16 protein-coding genes and 1 pseudogene are annotated in these 18,278 nt (G+C 62.0%); 9 read left to right on the forward strand and 8 right to left on the reverse strand.

Features of this window, described 5'->3' with window-relative positions; all coding sequences use genetic code 11:
• Positions 1-3: 3 nt before the first annotated feature.
• The 7 genes from APH41_RS09155 (at position 4) to APH41_RS09185 (ending at position 10,656) form a co-directional block, all read left to right on the forward strand.
• Positions 4-1,575: an ABC transporter ATP-binding protein gene (locus tag APH41_RS09155; RefSeq protein WP_054896540.1), complete on the forward strand. Its 1,572-nt coding sequence runs from the start codon at positions 4-6 to the stop codon at positions 1,573-1,575.
• Between the two features lie 145 nt (positions 1,576-1,720).
• Positions 1,721-3,112 carry a sigma-54-dependent Fis family transcriptional regulator gene (locus tag APH41_RS09160; RefSeq protein ID WP_054918560.1) on the forward strand — a complete coding sequence of 464 codons (1,392 nt, stop codon included), beginning with the start codon at positions 1,721-1,723 and terminating at the stop codon, positions 3,110-3,112.
• A gap of 293 nt (positions 3,113-3,405) precedes the next feature.
• Positions 3,406-4,797 carry a GntP family permease gene (locus APH41_RS09165; protein WP_054896542.1) on the forward strand — a complete coding sequence of 464 codons (1,392 nt, stop codon included), beginning with the start codon at positions 3,406-3,408 and terminating at the stop codon, positions 4,795-4,797.
• 7 nt (positions 4,798-4,804) lie between these two features.
• The gene (locus APH41_RS09170; RefSeq protein WP_034125735.1) at positions 4,805-5,578 is read left to right on the forward strand and encodes a 3-hydroxybutyrate dehydrogenase; all 774 of its coding nucleotides are present in this window, start codon (positions 4,805-4,807) and stop codon (positions 5,576-5,578) included.
• Between the two features lie 127 nt (positions 5,579-5,705).
• On the forward strand, positions 5,706-7,661 hold the full coding sequence (locus APH41_RS09175; RefSeq protein WP_054918562.1) for an acetoacetate--CoA ligase: 1,956 nt from the start codon (positions 5,706-5,708) through the stop codon (positions 7,659-7,661).
• Positions 7,662-7,799: 138 nt separating this feature from the next.
• Positions 7,800-10,337, forward strand: a complete 2,538-nt coding sequence (locus tag APH41_RS09180) for a PAS domain-containing protein (protein WP_054918564.1) — start codon at positions 7,800-7,802, stop codon at positions 10,335-10,337.
• Positions 10,338-10,380: 43 nt separating this feature from the next.
• Complete coding sequence (locus APH41_RS09185) at positions 10,381-10,656, forward strand: peptidylprolyl isomerase (RefSeq protein ID WP_003174397.1); 276 nt, start codon at positions 10,381-10,383, stop codon at positions 10,654-10,656.
• Positions 10,657-10,781: 125 nt separating this feature from the next.
• Here the strand turns inward: APH41_RS09185 and APH41_RS09190 are convergent, their stop codons facing one another.
• The 8 genes from APH41_RS09190 to APH41_RS09225 form a co-directional block, all read right to left on the reverse strand.
• On the reverse strand, positions 10,782-11,687 hold the full coding sequence (locus APH41_RS09190) for a sugar kinase (protein WP_054918588.1): 906 nt from the start codon (positions 11,685-11,687) through the stop codon (positions 10,782-10,784).
• A gap of 143 nt (positions 11,688-11,830) precedes the next feature.
• On the reverse strand, positions 11,831-13,039 hold the full coding sequence (locus APH41_RS09195; protein WP_054918566.1) for an amino acid deaminase: 1,209 nt from the start codon (positions 13,037-13,039) through the stop codon (positions 11,831-11,833).
• A 9-nt stretch (positions 13,040-13,048) separates the two neighbouring features.
• Positions 13,049-13,813: an IclR family transcriptional regulator gene (locus APH41_RS09200; RefSeq protein WP_003191821.1), complete on the reverse strand. Its 765-nt coding sequence runs from the start codon at positions 13,811-13,813 to the stop codon at positions 13,049-13,051.
• Positions 13,814-13,947: 134 nt separating this feature from the next.
• Positions 13,948-14,337 (reverse strand): RidA family protein, encoded by a 390-nt coding sequence (locus tag APH41_RS09205; RefSeq protein ID WP_003191822.1) that lies wholly within the window; start codon positions 14,335-14,337, stop codon positions 13,948-13,950.
• A 14-nt stretch (positions 14,338-14,351) separates the two neighbouring features.
• Positions 14,352-15,134, reverse strand: a complete 783-nt coding sequence (locus APH41_RS09210) for an amino acid ABC transporter ATP-binding protein (protein ID WP_020301585.1) — start codon at positions 15,132-15,134, stop codon at positions 14,352-14,354.
• Entirely contained in the window at positions 15,131-15,793 is a 663-nt protein-coding gene (locus APH41_RS09215; protein WP_034135844.1) for an amino acid ABC transporter permease, read from the reverse strand. The genes APH41_RS09210 and APH41_RS09215 overlap by 4 nt, the downstream gene beginning before the upstream one ends.
• A gap of 11 nt (positions 15,794-15,804) precedes the next feature.
• The gene (locus tag APH41_RS09220; protein WP_034125741.1) at positions 15,805-16,467 is read right to left on the reverse strand and encodes an amino acid ABC transporter permease; all 663 of its coding nucleotides are present in this window, start codon (positions 16,465-16,467) and stop codon (positions 15,805-15,807) included.
• A 52-nt stretch (positions 16,468-16,519) separates the two neighbouring features.
• Positions 16,520-17,368 carry a transporter substrate-binding domain-containing protein gene (locus APH41_RS09225; protein WP_054918568.1) on the reverse strand — a complete coding sequence of 283 codons (849 nt, stop codon included), beginning with the start codon at positions 17,366-17,368 and terminating at the stop codon, positions 16,520-16,522.
• A gap of 282 nt (positions 17,369-17,650) precedes the next feature.
• Between APH41_RS09225 and APH41_RS09230 the strand changes: the two genes are divergently transcribed.
• Together APH41_RS09230 and APH41_RS27995 are read left to right on the forward strand one after the other, a co-directional pair.
• Entirely contained in the window at positions 17,651-17,899 is a 249-nt protein-coding gene (locus APH41_RS09230; RefSeq protein ID WP_034125743.1) for a hypothetical protein, read from the forward strand.
• Between the two features lie 80 nt (positions 17,900-17,979).
• A pseudogene (locus APH41_RS27995) lies at positions 17,980-18,261 on the forward strand (thioredoxin family protein); the annotation flags it as partial.
• Positions 18,262-18,278 lie beyond the last annotated feature (17 nt).

An 18,278-nucleotide genomic window follows, 5' to 3' on the forward strand; every position in this document is an offset into this window, starting at 1 on the left:
CGTATGAACCTGATCGAAATCCGCGACCTGTGCGTCGCCTTCAACGGCCAGACCGTCGTGCGCAACCTGAGCCTGGACGTGCGCCCGGGCGAGTGCCTGGCGCTGGTGGGCGAGTCGGGCTCGGGCAAGTCGGTGACGGCCCATTCGATCCTGCAACTGCTGCCGCAAGCCGGCACCGAAACCCTGGGCTCCATCAAGTATCGCGGCCAGGAACTGATCGGCGCCTCACCGAGCACCTTGCAAAAATTGCGCGGCAACCGCATTGCCATGATCTTCCAGGAGCCGATGACCTCCCTCAACCCGCTGCACAGCATCGAAAAGCAGATCGGCGAAACCCTGCTGCTGCACAAGGGCCTGGGCGGCAAGGCGGCGCAGGCGCGCATCCTCGAACTGCTGGAACTGGTGGGCATCCAGAAACCCCAGGAACGGCTCAAGGCCTACCCCCATCAATTGTCCGGCGGCCAACGCCAGCGGGTGATGATCGCCATGGCCCTGGCCTGCGAGCCCGAACTGCTGATTGCCGACGAGCCCACCACGGCGCTGGACGTGACGGTGCAGCGCAAGATCCTGCTGCTGCTCAAGTCCTTGCAACAACGCCTGGGCATGTCGCTGCTGCTGATCAGCCATGACCTCAACCTGGTGCGCAGTATCGCCCAGCGGGTCTGTGTGATGCGTGCCGGCGAAATCGTCGAGCAGGCTGACTGCCAGGCCTTGTTCACCGCACCGCAGCATCCCTACAGCCGCCTGCTGCTGGACGCCGAGCCCTCGGGCGATGTGCTGTGCAGCGAGCCCCGTGAGACGGTACTGGAAGTGGATGACCTGAGCGTGCAATTCCCCCTCGGTGGCGGGCTGTTCCGGGCCAAGACCTACCTGCGCGCGGTGGACGGCATCAGCCTCAGCGTGCAGCGCGGCAAAACCCTGGGGATTGTCGGCGAGTCCGGTTCCGGCAAGTCCACCCTGGGCCAGGCGATCCTGCGCTTGCTCGACTCCAGCGGCGGCATTCGCTTCCAGGGTGAGGCCCTGGACCCGCTCAACCATCAGCAGATGCGCCCATGGCGCAAGCAGATGCAGGTGGTGTTCCAGGACCCCTATGGCAGCCTCAGCCCGCGCATGTCGGTGCAGCAGATCATCAGCGAGGGCCTGGAAGTACACGCGCCGTGCAGCCTGGCCGAGCGTGACGCGCAAGTCATCCAGGTGCTCAAGGACGTGGGCCTCGACCCTGCCAGCCGACATCGCTACCCCCATGAGTTTTCCGGTGGCCAGCGCCAACGCATCGCCATTGCCCGCGCCCTGGTACTCAAGCCAGCGCTGATGCTGCTCGACGAACCCACCTCGGCCCTCGACCGTACAGTACAGAAACAAGTGGTGGCGCTGCTGCGCGAACTGCAGGACAAATACGGCCTGACCTACCTGTTTATCAGCCATGACCTGGCCGTGGTGCGGGCCATGGCCCATGACATGATCGTGGTCAAGGATGGCAAGGTGGTGGAGCGTGGCGCGAGCCATGATGTGTTCGAATCGCCCCAACACCCGTACACCAAAGAACTGCTGGCAGCAGCGCACATCCCTTTGTGAGGTGAGATTGTTCCCACGCTCTGCGTGGGAACACAACCCGAGACGCTCCGCGTCGTGTCTTGGCCCTGCGCCAAGTGACGCAGAGCGTCACGGTAGACATTCCCACGCAGAGCGTGGGAACGATCATTAACAGGATTCTGTACCCATGAGTACCAGCCTCAAGGACTACCAACAGGTTCGCGGCCTGGCCATCCAGTCGCTGTTCGAGATCATCGAGCAGTCCAGCGAGGGCACAGTCATCGTCGACCGCGATGCGAACATCGTGTGGATGAACGAGCGTTACGCCAAGCGCTTTGGCCTCAAGAGCGCCGACCAAGCCATCGGCCAGCCTTGCGAGCAGGTGATTTCCAACAGCCTGCTGCGCCAGGTGGTGCGCAATGACCGGCCGATCCTGCTGGATATCCAGGACACTCCCAAAGGCCCAATGGTGGTGATGCGCCTGCCGATCCACGACGAGGCCGGGGCGGTGATCGGCGCGATTGGGTTTGCGCTGTTCGATGAACTGCGCAACCTGTCGCCGCTGATCGAGCGCTACCTGAGCATGCAGCAGGAGCTGGCCTCCACGCGCTCGCTGCTGCGTTCGCGGCAAAGCAAATACAATTTTGCGCACTTTATCGGCACCAGCGCCGCCAGCCTTGAGGTCAAGCGCCGGGCGCGGCGCAGTGCGAGTGCCGAGTCGCCGGTATTGCTGCTCGGGGAAACCGGCACCGGCAAGGAACTGCTGGCCCAGGCCATCCACGGCGCATCGCCCCGGGCGCACAAAGCCTTCGTGAGCGTCAACAGCGCGGCGATCCCCCATGATCTGCTTGAAGCCGAATTCTTCGGCACCGCACCCGGCGCCTTTACCGGTGCCGACCGCAAGGGTCGCCCCGGCAAGTTCCAGATTGCCCAGGGCGGCACGTTGTTTCTCGATGAGATCGGCGACATGCCGCTGCCACTGCAAAGCAAATTGCTGCGGGTGTTGCAGGAAAAGGAATTCGAACCGGTGGGCTCCAACGAGATGCTGCACAGCGATGTGCGGGTAATTGCCGCCACGTCCATGGACCTGGAGGCAGCGATCAAGCGTGGCGAGTTTCGCGCCGATCTGTATTACCGCCTCAACGTGCTGCCGATCCAGGTGCCGCCGCTGCGTGAACGGCTGGAGGATATTCCGGCGCTGAGCGAGGCGATCCTTGAGGAGTTGCGCAGCCAGCACGAACTGGACCGCGATGCCCTGGCGCTGTTGGCCCAACATGCCTGGCCGGGCAATATCCGCGAGCTGCGCAATGTGCTGGAGCGGGCGGCGTTGCTGAGTGATGACCTGATGCTCAATGCCAGCGACCTTCGCGCAGCGATTGGCACGTTCAGCCCGGTACAGCGAGGCGCGGCGGCGGCGGTCGAGGGTGAAACCTTTGCGGCGGCGCGGGAGCGGTTTGATAGGCAGGTGATTGCGGGCGCGCTCAAGGCCAGTGACGGAAATGTTGTAGAGGCGGCCAAGCGGTTGGGGCTTGGGCGGTCGACGTTGTATAAAAAAATGCTGGCGCTTGGACTAACTTAGTCTCAAACAGGAGACGCAATTCCCAATATCAAGACTTTCTTATGTGGGAGCTGGCTTGCCTGCGATAGCGGTCTAACAGTGCCCTACAAGCCAGCTGAACCACCGCTATCGCAGGCAAGCCAGCTCCCACAAGGATCTCCACTCGTCTCAAGATTGAGACTGCCGTCTCGAAAATCACTTTAAATCCACAATAAATCCATACATATCAACAAGTTATAAATCTGGCACACATCTCGCTATAGCTTCCTCCCACAGCCTCACCCACAACAATAACAATCCGATGGAGACACACCATGAGTGTGATCATTGCCCTGGCCGCGCTCGCGCTGCTGATGCTGGCCGCCTACCGTGGCTATAGCGTTATCCTGTTCGCCCCCATCGCCGCCCTTGGCGCGGTGCTGCTCACCGACCCGTCCGCCGTCGCACCTGCCTTTACCGGGGTGTTCATGGAAAAGATGGTCGGTTTTATCAAGCTGTATTTCCCGGTATTCCTGCTCGGTGCGGTGTTCGGCAAGCTCATTGAGCTGTCGGGGTTTTCGCGCTCGATCGTGGCCGCTGCGATCCGCTTGCTCGGCACGCGCCAGGCGATGCTGGTGATTGTGCTGGTCTGCGCCCTGCTCACCTACGGTGGCGTGTCGCTGTTCGTGGTGGTGTTTGCGGTGTACCCGTTTGCCGCCGAGATGTTCCGCCAGAGCAATATCCCCAAGCGCCTGATCCCGGCGACCATCGCCCTCGGTGCGTTCTCGTTCACCATGGACGCCCTGCCCGGCACGCCGCAGATCCAGAACATCATCCCCAGCACCTTCTTCAACACCACCGCCTGGGCGGCGCCGTGGCTGGGGCTGATCGGCACGATCTTCGTGTTTTGCGCCGGCATGCTCTACCTCGCACGCCAGCGCAACAAGGCCCAGCGTGCCGGTGAAGGCTATGGCACCGAGTTGCGCAATGAGCCGGAAACCGCCGACAACCTTGCCTTGCCCAACCCATGGGTCGCGCTGTCGCCGCTGATCCTGGTGGGGGTGATGAACCTGTTGTTCACCCACTGGATCCCGCAGTGGTACGGCAAGACCCACAGCCTCAGCCTGCCGGGCATGAGCGCGCCGGTGACCACCGAAATCGCCAAGCTCACCGCGATCTGGGCGGTGCAGGCGGCATTGCTGGTGGGGATTATCGTGGTGCTGGTGTTCGGCTTCTCGGCGATCAAGAGCAAGCTGGCCGAAGGCAGTAAAAGCGCGGTAAGCGGTGCATTGCTTGCGGCGATGAACACCGCGTCGGAATATGGGTTTGGCGCCGTGATCGCCTCGCTGCCAGGCTTTCTGGTACTGGCGGACTGGCTCAAGGGCATCCCCAACCCGCTGGTCAACGAAGCGATCACCGTGACCTTGCTGGCCGGTATCACCGGCTCCGCTTCCGGCGGCATGAGCATCGCCCTGGCGGCGATGTCCGAGAGCTTCATTGCAGCCGCCCACGCGGCCAATATCCCCCTTGAGGTGCTGCACCGAGTCGCGGCCATGGCCAGCGGCGGCATGGACACCCTGCCCCACAACGGCGCGGTGATCACCCTGCTGGCGGTCACCGGGTTGACCCACCGCGAAGCCTACAAGGACATTTTTGGCATCACGATCATCAAGACCCTTGCGGTGTTCGTGGTGATCGGCACTTTCTACGCCACCGGCATTGTGTGAGGTTTTCATGACAACTTTGAATGGCAAGACCGCCCTGGTCACCGGCTCCACCAGCGGCATCGGCTTGGGGATTGCCCTGAGCCTGGCCAAGGCCGGCGCCAACCTGATTCTCAACGGCTTTGGCGACGCCAGCGCGGTGATCGCCCAGGTGCAGGCCTTTGGCGGCAAGGTCGGGCATCACCCGGCAGACGTCAGCGACCCCGCGCAGATCGCCGACATGCTCGCCTACGCCGAGCGCGAGTTCGGTGGCGTGGACATCCTGGTCAACAATGCCGGTATCCAGCATGTGGCAGCGGTAGAAGACTTCCCTGTGGAGCGCTGGGATTCGATCATCGCCATTAACCTGTCCTCGGTGTTCCACAGCACACGCCTGAGCTTGCCGGGCATGAAGACCAAGGGCTGGGGGCGCATCGTCAATATCGCCTCGGTGCATGGGCAAGTCGGCTCAGTGGGCAAGGCGGCGTATGTGGCGGCCAAACATGGGGTGATCGGCCTCACCAAGGTGGTGGGCCTGGAAACCGCCACCAGCAATGTCACCTGCAACGCCATCTGCCCGGGCTGGGTGCTGACGCCGCTGGTGCAGAAGCAGATTGATGATCGCGTGGCCACTGGAATAGACCCCCAGCAGGCGCAGCAGGATCTGTTGGCAGAGAAACAGCCGTCGCTGGAGTTTGTGACGCCGTCGCAGCTTGGGGAACTGGTGTTGTTCTTGTGCAGTGAAGCCGGCGCCCAGGTGCGCGGCGCGGCCTGGAACATCGATGGTGGCTGGCTGGCCCAGTAAACCCGTGATGATCGTTCCCACGCTCTGCGTGGGCACGCAGACCGGGGCGCTCCGCGCCCCAAAAGCGGACGCAGAGCGTCCAGTCAGGCATTCCCACGCGAAGCGTGGGAACGAGAAGAGGCAGCTTATGTCCGAGATCCTCTGGCAACCCTCCCCGGAACGCATCGCCACCACGCGCATGGATCAGTTCCGCCGCTTCATCAACCAACGGCACGGCGTGCAGCTCGACGACTACCCCGCCCTGCACCAATGGAGCATCGACCAGCGCCCGGATTTCTGGCAGGCGATTGTCGCGTTCTTCGACGTGCAGTTTCGCAGCCCATCCAGCGTCACGCTGATCGAAGACATCGAGATGCCCAGCGCCCAATGGTTTCCCGGCGCCACCCTGAACTTCGCCGAACACCTGTTGCGCCGCCGTGACGATCATCCTGCGGTGGTGGCTGTCAGCGAAGACGGCCAACGTGAACAGTTGAGCTATGCACAACTGGCGGAACAGGTTGCCGGCCTGCAAAAAAGCCTGCGGGCGGCCGGGGTCGGCATAGGTGACCGAGTGGCCGCGTGTATGCCCAACACCTGGCAAACCCTGGTGGGCATGCTCGCCACCACCAGCCTCGGTGCGATCTGGTCGTGCTCCTCGCCAGATTTCGGCACCCAAGGCGTCATCGACCGCTTCGGCCAGATCGAGCCCAAGGTGCTGATCACCTGCGCAGGCTACCGCTATGCCGGCAAGCGCATCGACCAGAGCGCCAAGCTCAATGAGATCCTTGAACGCCTGCCCTCCCTGCAACAGCTGATCATCGTGCCTTACGCCAAGCCCGAAGCGCAGGCTGGGGACTACACCACCCACGCCCACGTCGCGCTGTGGGACGACTTCTATCAAGCCGGCGGCGAACCCGAATTTGTCGCGGTGCCGTTCGACCACCCGCTGTATATCCTTTATTCCAGCGGCACCACCGGCATCCCCAAGTGCATCATCCACGGCACTGGCGGCGTATTGCTGACTCACCTCAAGGAACACGGCCTGCATGCCGACCTGAACCGCGAGGACTGCCTGTTCTACTACACCACCTGCGGCTGGATGATGTGGAACTGGCTGGTGTCGGTGCTGGCGAACGGCGCCACCGCGGTGCTGTACGACGGCTCGCCGTTCCACCCCGGCCCCGAACGTTTGATCGACCTGATCGATGCGGAAAAAATCAGCGTGTTCGGCACCAGCCCCAAATTCCTCGCCACCCTGGAAAAGTCCGGGGTGCAGCCGCGCCTGAGCCACGATCTGGGCAGCCTCAAGGGCTTGATTTCGACCGGCTCGCCGCTGTCGCCCCAGAGTTACGACTACGTGTACCGCGAGATCAAAGCCGAGCTGTGCCTGTCCTCGATGTCCGGTGGCACCGACATTGTCTCCTGCTTTGTGATCGGCAACCCGGTGCTGCCGGTGCGGCGTGGTGAGATGCAATGCAAGAGCCTGGCCATGGCCATCGAAGTGTGGGACGACCAGGGCCGGCCCCTGATCGGAGAGAAAGGCGAACTGGTGTGCACTCGGCATTTCCCTGCCATGCCCATCGGGCTGTGGAACGACCCGCAGCAGCAGAAACTGCGCGCTTCGTATTTCAGTCAGTTCCCCGGTGTATGGGCCCAGGGTGACTATGCCGAGCAACGCGCCAACGGCAGCCTGTTGATCCACGGGCGTTCCGACGCGGTGCTCAACCCCGGCGGCGTGCGCATTGGCACCGCCGAGATTTATCGCCAGGTGGAAAAGGTCCCGCAGGTGCTGGAAAGCCTCGCCATCGGCCAGCATTGGCAGGACGACGTGCGCGTGGTGCTGTTTGTGCGCCTGGATGATGGAATTGAACTGGACGAGGCGCTGCAACAGCAGATCCGCCAGGTGATTCGTGCCAACACCACACCGCGCCATGTACCGGCCAAGATCCTCGCTGTCACGGATATCCCCCGCACCATCAGTGGCAAAATCGTCGAATTGGCGGTGCGCAACGTGGTGCATGGAGAGCCGGTGAAAAACACCGATGCCCTGGCCAACCCTCAGGCACTGGAGCAATTTCGCGACAGAGCTGAGCTGGCTTATTAGATGAAAGGTTTCAGCGCTGACGCAGCGTTTTGAAGAAAAACCCTCAAGGCATGCTATTTTTCCGGGGTAGCCACCCGTTGTCGTTCCTTGGGACAATGGGTGTTGTCATTTTTCAAAGCGTCAGGCTCAGGGCTTTTTATGAATGGAACATCCACCGGTAGCGAAGCCGCTGCATTGATCAGGCGGCTGGACTGGGCGCAAAGCCCCCTCGGTGAGGCCAGTGAGTGGCCGCAAAGCCTGCGCACTGCCGTCGATATCGTCGTGCATTCGCCCATGCCGATGGTACTGCTGTGGGGCCCGCACCTCACACAACTCTATAACGATGGCTTTGCACACCTGATTGGTAGCAAGCACCCCGGCGCCTTGGGCCAGCCGGCGCACCACACCTGGCCAGAGCTTGAAAGCTTCGCCGCGCCGGTCTACGACGCCGTGCTCGGCGGCCAGGTACGTACCTTCAGCGAGCAACGCTTTGTGCTGCACCGCCAGGGCTGCGATACCGAAATCTGGCTGGATCTGACCTACAGCCCGGTGCGCGATGAAAGCTGCCGGGTAGCCGGCATCCTGGTCACGGCCATTGAAACCAATGAGCGACGCAGCAAAACCCTCGAACTGCAACAGCGCTCCGAAGCAAGCCTCAAGGCCCAGCACAACACCGAGCAACGCCTGCAACTCGCGTTGGCGGCCACCGACGCGGTGGGTACCTGGGACTGGGATATCGGTGAAGACCGCTTCATCGCCGACGCCCATTTCGCCTGCCTGCATGGCGTCGACCCCAACGATTCAAGCCTGCTGCCCATCAGCGCCTACCTGCACGGCGTGCATCCCGAAGACCGGGGCACAGTGACGCGCAGCATCAAGCATTGCATCACCCATGGCACCGAGTACGCCGAGGAATACCGCCTGCAACAGGCCGATGGCCAGGTGCGCTGGGTGTTCGCCCGTGGCCGTTGCTACAAGGATCAACAGGGCCGGCCGGCGCGGTTCCTCGGCGCCGCGCTGGACCTCACCGAGCGCAAAAACACCGAGCAGGCCTTGCGCCAGAGCCAGACCGAGCTGCAACTGATCATCAACGCCATGCCGGTGTTGATCGGCTACGTTGACCACGAACAGCGCTTTCGCCTCAACAACAGCGCTTACCTCGAGTGGTATGGCAAAACGCCCCAGGAGCTGTACGGCAAGACCATCCGCGAAGTGCTCGGCGACGAGGTGTATGCCGGGCGCGCAGACAAGATCGCCGCCGCGCTCAAGGGCAAGGCGTGCAGCTTCATGACGGTGACGCCTCATCGCGACGGCCGCCCCCGCCATGCGCTGATGAAGTACCTGCCGCGGTTTAGTAGTGACGGCTCGGTGAATGGTTTCTACATCTTTGTGATCGACGAGACCGAACGCAAGCTCACCGAAGAGGCCCTGCGCCACCTCAACGAGAACCTTGAAGAACGCGTGGCCCAGCGCACCCAGGCGCTGGCCGAGGCCAACCAGCGCCTGCAGAACGAGATGTTCGAGCGCGAACGTGCAGAAGATGCCCTGCGCCATGCGCAGAAGATGGAAGCGGTCGGTCAGCTCACCGGCGGTATCGCCCATGACTTCAACAATATGCTCACCGGCATCATCGGCAGCCTGGACCTGATGCAGCGCTATATCGCCGCCGGGCGCAGCGACGATATCGGCCGTTTTGCCGATGCTGCCGTGTCCTCCGCGCACCGTGCCGCCGCCCTTACCCACCGGCTGCTGGCGTTCTCGCGGCGCCAGTCACTGGACCGTCGCCCCACCGACCCCAACCAACTGGTGGCGTCCCTGGAAGACCTGTTCCGGCGTACCAAGGGCGCGCATATCGAACTCAAGGTACAACTGGGCAAGGACATCTGGCCGGTGAACACCGACGCCAGCCAGTTGGAAAACGCCCTGCTCAACCTGGTGATCAACGCCCGCGACGCCATGCCCGACGGCGGCGAGCTGCTGATCGAAACCGCCAACAGTTACCTGGACGGCACCGACATCACCACCCTGGAACCGGTCAAGGCCGGCGACTATGTGATGCTTGGTGTGAGCGACAACGGCAGCGGCATGGCGCCGAAAATCCTCGCCAAGGCGTTCGACCCGTTCTTTACCACCAAGCCCATCGGCCAAGGCACTGGCCTTGGGTTGTCGATGATCTACGGCTTTGCCCAGCAATCCGGCGGCCACGTGACCATCCAGAGCGAACCGGGCCAGGGCACCTGCGTGCGCCTGTACCTGCCGCGTTTGTATGGCACCGCACTGGAAAGCAGCCTGCCTACCAGCCTGACCGAAGCCCCCGTGGCCCTGGCCGGTGAAGCGGTGGTGGTGGTCGAGGACGACCCGGCGGTGCGCATGCTGGTGGTCAATGTACTTGACGAACTGGGCTATACCGCGCACCAGGCGGCGGATGCGCGTGCGGCGCTGCCGTTGCTGGAATCGGATTTGCGCGTGGACTTGCTGGTGACCGACGTTGGCTTGCCCGGCATGAACGGCCGGCAACTGGCGGAAATCGCCCGCCAGCATCGCCCCGGCCTGCGCGTGCTGTTCATGACCGGTTATGCCGAGAAAGCCGCCGAACGCCAGGGGTTCCTGGAGGACGGCATGGACATGGTCGCCAAGCCTTTTTCCATTGACCTGTTGGCCAACAAAATCCGTAGCATGATCGGCGTCGAGGCCTGAGTTCAGGCATAATCGCGCGCCGTCGCACAGCTGGTAGAGCCCCATGAAAGCCCAAGCCCGTCATATCCTGGTGAAAACCAGCGAAGAAGCCGAACAACTCAAGCAGCGTATTGCCAAAGGCGAAGCCTTTGATGTGCTGGCCAAGAAGTACTCCACCTGCCCGTCGGGCAAACGCGGTGGTGACCTGGGCGAAGTGCGGCCCGGGCAGATGGTGGGGGCGATTGATGCGGTGATCTTCAAGAAACCGGTGAAGGTGGTGCACGGGCCGATCAAGAGCAAGTTTGGCTATCACCTGGTGCAGGTGTTTTACCGGGATTGATACGGCTACCTCCGATCGTTCCCACGCTCTGCGTGGGAATGCCTCACTGGACGCTCTGCGTCCGCTTCTGGGACGCAGAACGTCCCGGGCTGCGCTCCCACGCAGAGCGTGGGAACGATCAGTGATCATCTCGGTATCAGCGCCCCGGGCACCTGAATCACCCGGCTTGCCAACCGATGCCCCGCCAGTGCGGCGTCTTGGGGCGAGTCACCCTTGAGTCGACAGGCCAAATACGCCGCACTGAACGAATCCCCCGCCGCCGTGGTGTCCACCACCTTCTCCACTTTCAACGACGGCACCGCAAAGCGCTCGCCCGCGCAACGAATCAGGCACGCATCCGCTCCCCGCTTGAGCACCACTTCTGCAATCGACGGGTACGCCGCAAACACCTGCTCGCTATCCTCATAGCCAAACAACGCGCGCTCGTCATCCTCGGTGAGCAAGGCAATGTCCACTTCGGCCAACACCCTGCGATACGCCTCACGAGCCGTTTGCACATCGGCCCACAACCGGGGCCGGTAGTTGTTATCGAACACCACCCTGGCGCCGCGCCGGCGGGCTTCGATCAGCGCCTGCAGTAAACGCTCACGCCCGATGTCTCCCAGCACGGCCAAGGTAATGCCGCTGAAATACACCACATCATAGCCCGGCAGGGCCGCCAGCACCGGCTCGGCGGCAGGCGTGGTGAAGCAGTCGCGCACGGCCGCCTCGTTGCGCCAGTAGAGGAATTTACGTTCGCCCTGGGCGTCGGTCTGGATGCAATACAAGCCCGGCAGGCGCCCAGGCAGACGCTGGACCCTGTCCAGGCCAAGGCCTTCGGCGTGCCAATGCTCACACATGGCATCGCTGAAGCTGTCATCGCCCAGGGCGGTGACGTAGTCAACGCTGCCGGCATCGCCCAGCTCGCGGCGCAGGTACACCGCGGTGTTCAAGGTGTCACCGCCGAAGCTCTGGTGCAGGCTGCCGTCGGCGCGGTGTTGCAGTTCGATCATGCATTCGCCGATGAGGGCGATGCGGGGGTGGATGTTCATGGCAAAGTTCTCAGGTGTGCTGGAGGGCCCCATCGCGGGCAAGCCCGACTCCCATATTCGACTGCATTCCTTCAGTTAAAACGCGGTCACTGTGGGAGCTGGCTTGTCGGGTCGCCGCATCGCTGCGATAGCCGCGACTCGGTCTAGAAGCAGGTATGCAGAGACTCGACCACCTGCAACTGCTCATCCACCAGGCACCCCACCTGCCACTTGTCAAAGGTCAGGCAAGGGTGGGACGTACCAAAGGAAATGATGTCGCCAATACGCAATTCAACCTCCGGCGCCACAGTCATGAACGCATGCTGGTCCATCACCGCCGTGACCTTGCACCCGCTCACATCATCACCTTGCGCCGGCACGATCCCGGCCCTGTAGCGCTTGAGCGGCACTGGCAAACCGGCGTCGTAGGCCACGTCGCGCTTGCCCAGGGCAACCACCGCAAAACCAGGCTCCGGCAGCGACTGCACATGCGCCCAGACTTCCATTGCCGGGCGCAGGCCCTCGTTGAGGTCGCTGCGGCGTTCGAGTACGCAGCACTGCGCCTCTTTATAGATGCCATGGTCGTGGGCCACGTAACTGCCAGGGCGCAACACGCTGAGGAAGCGGCCGGCGGCGTTCTGCGTTTCGAACGACTCGGCGATCAGGTCGTACCAGGCCGAGCCCGATGCGGTGATGATCGGCTTGGGCAGGTCGAACAGGCCGCTGTCTTGCAGTTCCACCGCCAGGCTCACCAGGCTGGCGGCGAAGGCGCGGATACCGCTGATGGCGTGCTCGCCGTGGATCACGCCTTCGTAACCCTCGATACCGGTGAGGGCCAAGGCCGGCTGGGCCTTGATCGCCTTGGCCAGGTCGCGCACTTGCTGCTCGCTGCGGCAGCCGCACCGGCCACCGACCACGCCGTACTCGATCATCACGTTGAGGCGCTGGCCACGGGCGGCGAAGAACAGGCCCAGGTCGGCGACGTTGTCCGGGTGATCGACCATGCAATGGAAGTCAAAATCCTTATCGGCCAGCAGGTCTGCGATCAAGGCCATGTTCGCCGCGCCCACTAGTTGGTTGGCCATCAGCACGCGACGCACGCCGCTGGCGTAGGCGGCGCGGGTCTGCACAGCGGTAGCCAGGGTGATGCCCCAGGCACCGGCGGCGATCTGGCGCTGGAACAGCGCGGGCATCATGCTGGTCTTGCCGTGGGGCGCCAGCTCGGCGCCGCTGCTGCGGACAAAGTCCTGCATCCAGCGGATGTTATGTTCCAGGGCGTCACGGTGCAGCACCAGGGCCGGCAGGCTGACATCGCGAACCAAATGGGCACCGACGGCGGCGGCACCTTTTTCAACGGCATTGAGGGCAGACATGGAAAACTCCTATTCGTTGATGCGCCGGGCCAGGCTGTTGGCACTGTCGATCAGTACCCGGCGATAGTCATGGTAGTTTTTGCTCGCATCAGCCCGGGGGGCGACGATGCACAGGGTCGCGATGCTGATGCCCTGGGCATCGCGCACCGGGGCGGCAAAGCAGTGGGTGAAGGTGTCGGCCACACTGTCGAAGGAGAAGAACCCATCCAGGCTGGCCTGGCGAATCTGCGCCAGAAAGGTGTCCAGCGGCAGGCGCAGGCCATCCGGCAGGATGAAATCGTCGGGATCGATCAGGTCGACGATCTGCTGATCGCTCAAATGCCCCAGCAACAAGCGTCCCGAGGCAGTCCACGGAATGGGCGCGTTTTCACCGATGTCCGAAGAAATACGGAAATGCCGCTGGCCTTCGCGCATCAGCGCCACCGTGTATTTGCGCCCGTTGAGCAGGCACATCTGCGCGGTTTCGTGGGTCTGGCTGACGATCTCCTGCAAGGCGTGGTCGGCCTCGCGGGTCAGGTCGAAGTGACGCAAGTGTGCCTGGCCGAGGAAATACAGCTGACGCCCCAGATACACGTGGCCGTCCTTGCCCACGGTCTCCAGGATGCGCCGCTCCAGCAACGACGCCACCAGTTCGTAGACCGTGGATTTGGGGCTGCCAATGCCGCTGGCAATATCATTCGGGCGCAGGGGTTGGCCGATTTCCTTGAGAAAATCGAGGATATCGAACGCACGGTCCAGGCCTTTGGCGCGGCGTTTGATGGTGTCTTCGGTCATGGCAGTACTCGGTCCCGTTCCAGATGATCGTTCCCACGCTCTGCGTGGGAATGCATGCGGTGACGCTTTGCGTCACATGCGCGGACGCAGTGCGTCCAAGGCGGTATTCCCACGCAGAGCGTGGGAATGATCAGTTAGGCCTTTTTCTTGTAGGCCACGCAATCGATCTCGACCTTGCAATCGACCATCATATTGGCCTGAACACAGGCGCGCGCCGGTGCGTGCTCCGGGGTGAAGTATTCGCCGAATACCTTGTTGAAACTCCAGAAGTCCCGTGGGTCTTCCAACCACACGCCCACCCGCACCACATCCTTGAGCTCGTAGCCGGCTTCTTCGAGGATCGCCACCACGTTGCGCATCGTCTGGCGGGTTTGCTCGATGATGCCGCCATTGATGATTTCACCGTCCACCGCAGGCACCTGGCCCGACACGTACAGCCAGCCATCGGCTTCCACCGCGCGGGCGAACGGACGTGGCTGGCCGCCACCTGCGGTGCTGCCGGTGCCGTAACGAGTAATGCTCATAAAGTTGCTCCTTGTTAAAAACGAATGTTCTTGAGAAATTCTGCCAGGCGCGGCGACTGCGGCCGTTCGAAGATGTCCTTCGCACTGCCCTGCTCTTCAATGCGGCCCTGGTTCATGAAGACGATCTGGTCCGAGACCTCATAGGCAAAGCGCATCTCGTGGGTGACCAACAACATGGTCATGCCCTCCTCCGCCAACCCCTTGATCACGCTGAGCACTTCGCCCACCAACTCCGGGTCGAGGGCCGAGGTGACTTCGTCGAACAGCATCAGGCTGGGGTTCATGGCAATGGCCCGGGCAATGGCCACGCGTTGTTGCTGACCACCGGACAATTGGCCGGGAAAGTGGTTGCGGCGCTCCAGCAGGCCGACGCGGTCCAGCCATTTTTCGGCCAGCGCTACCGCTTCATCCTTGCCCATTTTCTTGACCTTGAGCAAGCCGAGGGTGACGTTCTGCAGCGCGGTCAGGTGCGGGAACAGGTTGAATTGCTGGAACGCCATGCCGGTCATTGCGCGGTGCTGGGCGATCACCCGCTCCGGGTGGCGTACACGCTTGCCGCCGACATCGCTGTAGCCGATGGACTCGCCATCCAGGGTGATCTGCCCGCCCTGGAACTCTTCCAGCAGGTTCACGCAGCGCAGCAAGGTGGTCTTGCCCGAGCCGCTGGAGCCGATCAACGTCACCACATTGCCGCGCTGCATGGACAGGTCGACGCCCTTGAGCACTTCCACCTGGCCGTATTGTTTACGCAGGCCACGAATGTCCAGCAGCGCTGGGTTGGTTTGAGCTTGGTTCATGGCAAGGCCACCCGCTTTTCAATGTAGCGCCCGAATAATTCGATGGCGTAGTTGATGACAAAGAACAGAAAACCGGCGAACAGGTAGAACTCCAGGGTCATGAAGGTGCGCGCGATCACCTGCTGGGTACTGAGCAGCAATTCGGCCACACCGATCACCGACAGCAAGGTGGAAGCCTTGACGATTTCCGTAGAGGAGTTCACCCAGGTCGGCAAGATCTGCCGCAGCGCCTGGGGCAACAGCACGTAGCCCAGGGACTGATAGAACGTCAGGCCAATCGCCTTGCCCGCTTCCAATTGCCCACGGGGAATGGCCTGCAGCGCGCCGCGCACGATTTCCGATACATGGGAGCCACAGAACAAGGTGAGCCCGACAGCACCGGCCTGGAACGCACTGATTTGCCAGCCAAGGGCGGGCAGCATGTAGAAACATGCCAACACCAGCACAAACACCGGCGTGCCACGGATCAAATCGACATACAGACGGAACGGCGCACGCATCCAGAACTTGCCGTAGGTGAGGATCAACCCGGCGACGATGCCGATCAGGGTGCCAAAGACAATCGCCAGCGCCGAGACCGCCACGCTGGCCTGAAAGCCGGCCCAGAGGGTCTCGCGGGCGATCCACAATTCATGCAGCCAACTGGGGGATTCGTACATGAGGCCCTTCCTTAACGACGGATAGCCAAACGCTGTTCCAGGTAACGGAGCAGCATGGCAATCAGGTAACAGGCAGCCACGTAGAGCGCGGTCGTGACCAGCCAGGTTTCAATCACCCGGTAGCTTTCGACGTTGATCTTGCGGGCGTAATAGGTCAGTTCCGGCACCGCGATCGCGGCGGCCAGGGAGGTGTCCTTGAACAGCGAGATGAAGTTGTTCGAGAGTGCCGGCAACACGTTGCGCAGCATCACCGGCACGGTGATGTAAGCGCGAATCCGCCACTCCCCCAGGCCGATGGCCAGGCCGGCTTCCCGCAAGCCCTTGGGAATATTCACCAGGCCTGCGCGGAATACCTCGGTGAGATAGGCGCCGGCATACAGCGACAGGGTGATGATGAACGAGGGAATCTTATCCAGCCGAATGCCCAGGGAGGGCAAGGCGAAGTAGATCAACAGGATCAACACCAGGATCGGGGTGTTGCGCACCACGGTGACATACACCGAGGCAATAATACGCAACGCGCGGTGCCTGGAAAGCATGGCAAACGCCATCAACAGGCCGATCACGCAGCCGATGGCGATCGACAGCAAAGCCAACTGTAGCCCAAGGCCGAGCCCCGCCAGCAAGGTGTCGAAATCACGCCAGACTGCGGCAAAGTTCAACTGATAGTTCATGGTCAGCAGCACCTGAAGGGGGCGTGTTCAGGCACGCCCCTGTTGTTGCGGGTCACTTGAATTCCACGGGAAAACCAATCGCCGGTTCTGGCAGGTCCACGCCGAACCACTGCTTGAACGAGGCTTTGTAGGCGGGGAATTCCACACCGGTCATGGCTTCGTGCAGCGCGGTGTTGACGAAATTCAGCCAGTCCTGGTCGCCGCGCTTGACCGCACAGGCATAGGTTTGCGGGCTCCAGGCGTAGGTGGGGCTGCGGTAGCGGCCAGGGTTCTGCACCATCAGGTATTTGACCGAGGACTGATCGGTGGCGGCGGCATCGGCGCGGCCTGAGTTCACGGCCTGGTACATCAAGTCGACACTGTCGTACTGGTCGACCTTGGCCTTGGGCAGCGCCTGGTGCACCAACTCTTCGGCGTATACGTTTTGCAGCACTGCCACGGTAACGTCATCACCTGCGGCTTGGAGATCTTCGATTTCCTTGTACTTGCTGTTGTTGGGCAGCAGCAGGCCGACGCCTTCCCGGTAGTACGGCAGGGTGAAGGCCACCTGCTGCGCACGGCTGGCGGTGACGGTGATGAACTGGCAGCTCATGTCGACCTTGTCGGTGAGCAGGTTGGGAATACGTGCATCGGATGACTGCACCACAAACTCCACCTTGCTCGGGTCATTGAACAAGCCTTTGGCCACGATGCGGCCGATGTCGATATCAAATCCCTGCAACTTGCCATCCGCTCCCTGGAAGTGCCACGGCGCATTGGTACTGCCTGTACCTACGATCAAGTGCCCACGCTTGAGCACATCATCGAGCTTGCTGTCCGCCGCCTGCACAACGCTGGCGAGGGAAGCCGATGCAGCGACGAGAAAAACACACGCTTTGAATACGGAAGGTCGGTGATGCATGACAAGCACTCCAGGGATTGTGTATTCCGCTATACCGGAACTTGGTATGTAACAACGGAATAGACAGCAGAAAGTGTGCCATAGGTGCTCATGGAAAGACATGCGCCCCGCAAATGCCTTTTGGATCAGTCAGATAGCGGCCTGATGGGAATGCGGCGCCTGCCCGTGAGTACAAACGCTTTGCTACGCAAGACCTCAAACCCTGTTACTGCGCACCAATACCGAACACCTGGGCTACCCTCTAAGAGCGTGCTTGCTCGCCCTTACATGGAACCCTGACTGATGAAACTGCGATATATCTTGCCCGTGCTTTTGCTCGGGGTGGCTGGCAACGCCCTGGCCAGTAGCGACCGCCGTGAATGCAAGGAAGAACTGCAGAAACTCAAGGAAGCCTTCAGCACCGACTACACCGCCCAGAATCACCATGGCTATCGCCGGGCCAAGGCCTCCCGCGACAATGAGGAATACGAGAAGTGCGCGAGCCAGGCCCGCAAGGCCAGGGAGCGCATAGAGCGCGAGGCAGACCTGTGAAGGTTGACAGTAGGCGGTGGCAAGCCACGGGCTTAGCGTTGGCAAACACCCACGCGGCTTGAAGGGAGATCACCATGGGAATGGCCACCCGCATCATTTCCAGCGCCAAAGCGTTCGAACGCGTACTGAATACACCGCGCCCGGTGTTCCTCCTGTTTGTATCAGAGCACTGCCCCGCTTGCGCGCAGGCAGGCTCCTTGTTCGAACAGCACGCCTGGCAGCATCCCTGGGTCGTGAGCCTGGTACTCGATTGCGCCCATACGCCGAGGCACCCTGACGTGTCAGGCACCCCGACGCTGCTGATCTATCGCAAGGGCGCCCTGGTGGAACAACACAAAGGTTTGGGCCCCCTTGAAGAACAAGAGCAGTACGTGAAGAA

Source organism: Pseudomonas sp. NBRC 111138, from assembly GCF_001320835.1.
Classification (GTDB): domain Bacteria; phylum Pseudomonadota; class Gammaproteobacteria; order Pseudomonadales; family Pseudomonadaceae; genus Aquipseudomonas; species Aquipseudomonas paracarnis.

Excerpts from the sequence above, each read along its gene's own strand:
- APH41_RS09155 (WP_054896540.1), top strand. The coding sequence starts at position 4 with ATGAACCTGATCGAAATCCGCGACCTGTGCGTCGCCTTCAACGGCCAG.
- APH41_RS09160 (WP_054918560.1), top strand. The coding sequence starts at position 1,721 with ATGAGTACCAGCCTCAAGGACTACCAACAGGTTCGCGGCCTGGCCATC.
- APH41_RS09165 (WP_054896542.1), top strand. The coding sequence starts at position 3,406 with ATGAGTGTGATCATTGCCCTGGCCGCGCTCGCGCTGCTGATGCTGGCC.
- APH41_RS09170 (WP_034125735.1), top strand. The coding sequence starts at position 4,805 with ATGACAACTTTGAATGGCAAGACCGCCCTGGTCACCGGCTCCACCAGC.
- APH41_RS09175 (WP_054918562.1), top strand. The coding sequence starts at position 5,706 with ATGTCCGAGATCCTCTGGCAACCCTCCCCGGAACGCATCGCCACCACG.
- APH41_RS09180 (WP_054918564.1), top strand. The coding sequence starts at position 7,800 with ATGAATGGAACATCCACCGGTAGCGAAGCCGCTGCATTGATCAGGCGG.
- APH41_RS09185 (WP_003174397.1), top strand. The coding sequence starts at position 10,381 with ATGAAAGCCCAAGCCCGTCATATCCTGGTGAAAACCAGCGAAGAAGCC.
- APH41_RS09190 (WP_054918588.1), bottom strand. The coding sequence starts at position 11,687 with ATGAACATCCACCCCCGCATCGCCCTCATCGGCGAATGCATGATCGAA.
- APH41_RS09195 (WP_054918566.1), bottom strand. The coding sequence starts at position 13,039 with ATGTCTGCCCTCAATGCCGTTGAAAAAGGTGCCGCCGCCGTCGGTGCC.
- APH41_RS09200 (WP_003191821.1), bottom strand. The coding sequence starts at position 13,813 with ATGACCGAAGACACCATCAAACGCCGCGCCAAAGGCCTGGACCGTGCG.
- APH41_RS09205 (WP_003191822.1), bottom strand. The coding sequence starts at position 14,337 with ATGAGCATTACTCGTTACGGCACCGGCAGCACCGCAGGTGGCGGCCAG.
- APH41_RS09210 (WP_020301585.1), bottom strand. The coding sequence starts at position 15,134 with ATGAACCAAGCTCAAACCAACCCAGCGCTGCTGGACATTCGTGGCCTG.
- APH41_RS09215 (WP_034135844.1), bottom strand. The coding sequence starts at position 15,793 with ATGTACGAATCCCCCAGTTGGCTGCATGAATTGTGGATCGCCCGCGAG.
- APH41_RS09220 (WP_034125741.1), bottom strand. The coding sequence starts at position 16,467 with ATGAACTATCAGTTGAACTTTGCCGCAGTCTGGCGTGATTTCGACACC.
- APH41_RS09225 (WP_054918568.1), bottom strand. The coding sequence starts at position 17,368 with ATGCATCACCGACCTTCCGTATTCAAAGCGTGTGTTTTTCTCGTCGCT.
- APH41_RS09230 (WP_034125743.1), top strand. The coding sequence starts at position 17,651 with ATGAAACTGCGATATATCTTGCCCGTGCTTTTGCTCGGGGTGGCTGGC.